General features: G+C 34.9%; 2 protein-coding genes. Both read right to left on the bottom strand.

Annotated elements, in window-relative coordinates:
• Positions 1 to 777 (bottom strand): ABC transporter permease (locus VK998_RS08735; RefSeq protein WP_325227708.1); only part of this gene is annotated, 777 nt, incomplete at its 3' end.
• A gap of 105 nt (positions 778 to 882) precedes the next feature.
• Positions 883 to 1,948, bottom strand: a 1,066-nt coding sequence (locus tag VK998_RS08730; RefSeq protein ID WP_325227706.1) for an ABC transporter substrate-binding protein, incomplete at its 5' end; no start/stop codon positions are given.

Here is a 1,948-nt window from a genome sequence, read left to right as displayed (position 1 = left end):
GCCTACCCCTGGCCAGGAAAAAACAGATTCAGTTAGTACTGCTCCACCTAACAAATAACCAAATTGCAAACCCACTACTGTAACAACTGGAATAAGAGCATTTTTCAAAGCATGCTTATTTATTACTTTTCTTCTCGTAACACCTTTTGCCCTAGCCGTTCTTATATAATCTTGGCGAATTACTTCCAACATAGATGAACGGGTCATACGAGTAATAATAGCTGCTACACTTGTTCCCAATGTTATAGCTGGTAAAATTAGACTTGTAAAGCCTACATTTCCTCCAGAAGGTAATATCCCTAGTTTTACTGAAAAAAACAATATTAACATAAGTCCAAGCCAAAAGTTAGGCATGGAAACACCTAGTAATGCTAATATCATAGTTACACTATCAGTAATTGAATATTGTTTTGTCGCAGATATTATACCTACTGGTATACCTATAGCAACAGCCACAATCATCCCAGCTACTGTCAATTTTAAAGTTGCAGGAAACCTGGCAAAGACTTCATCAAATACAGGTTTTTTGGTAGAATAAGATCTTCCAAAATCACCTCTAACTGCATTCTTTAAAAATCTTAAATACTGAACTATGAAGGGATCGTTTAGCCCCATTTCTTCCTCCAACTTCTCCACCGCTTCTTGTGGAGCATTTTCTCCTAATATTATTTGAGCTGGATTCCCAGGAGTAAAGAACATAATTGTATAAACAATGAAAGTAACTCCAATAATAACGGGTATTAATAATAATAATCTTCTTAGAATATATCTATGCATACTTATTTCCTCCAATCTATATATGGAAAGCTATTAGTTGGATATTTATTTAATAAAGGATCCTCCCCTTTATTAAGAAGGATCCTTTATTTACTATATTAATATTTACTTAAAGCTTACATTATACAATTTGTGATGACCAGCTGGATGTAATCTAAATCCTTCTACATTATTTCGCATACCAACATTTTGAGTTTGGAAATACAAGAATAGTTGTGGTGCTTCTTCTACTATTAATGTTTGTGCTTTACTATAAGCATCAAGTCTTACATCTTCGTCTATTGAAGTTCTTCCTGTCATCAATAGATCATCTACTTCTGAATTAGTGTAGAATGTTCTATTACCTGCTCCACCATGTTGTGAACTGTGGAATAGAGCATATAGCCCATAGTCTGCATCTCCAGTAACAGTTACCCATCCTAAAATAAACATATCATGTTCACCTGCTGCAGTTCTTTCTAAATATGCTCCCCACTCTACTATTTCAATAGCAGCGTCTACTCCAACTTCTTTAAGGTGTGCTTGTACTAGTTCAGCAATTCTTACCCTTACTGGGTTGTCATTTGTCCAAATACTAGTTGTAAATCCATCTGGGTAGCCAGCATCTGCTAATAACTCTTTAGCTTTTTCAGGATCATATTCATAACCTTCTAGGTCTTGATTGTAGCCAAAAACCTTATCGTTAATTGGACCAGTAGCTTTTGTACCAGCACCCTCTAATACTACTTCGATTATTTCTTCTACATTTATTGCGTGGTTTAAAGCTTTTCTAACCTTTATATCATTGAAAGGTTCTTTTTGCATATTAAATCCTATATAGGATGTAGATAGAGAAGGTTCTTCTACTAATTCTAAATCTGCATGTTCTCTAACTGTTGCCATATCAATAGGTTCAATCTCATAAGCAATGTCAATTTCACCAGTTTCTAATCCTATAGTTCTATTAGTTCCTTCTGGTATATTTCTGAATACAATGGTTTTAATCTTTGCAGGTCCTTTATAGTAATCATCGAATCTTTCTAATGTCACTTTGTCACCAGCATCATGCTTTACAAACTTAAATGGTCCAGTTCCTACTGGGCTATTCTGATAATCATCTCCTGCTTCAGTTACAGCCTTTTCATTAAGAATTGAAGCTGCTGTATGCGCTAAGTGTGATAAAATTGGTGCG

It is taken from the genome of Schnuerera sp., assembly GCF_035459645.1.
GTDB lineage: Bacteria > Bacillota > Clostridia > Tissierellales > Tepidimicrobiaceae > Schnuerera.
The sequence above is the reverse complement of the archived record's forward strand: the minus strand, read 5'-3'. Positions and strand labels throughout refer to the sequence as shown.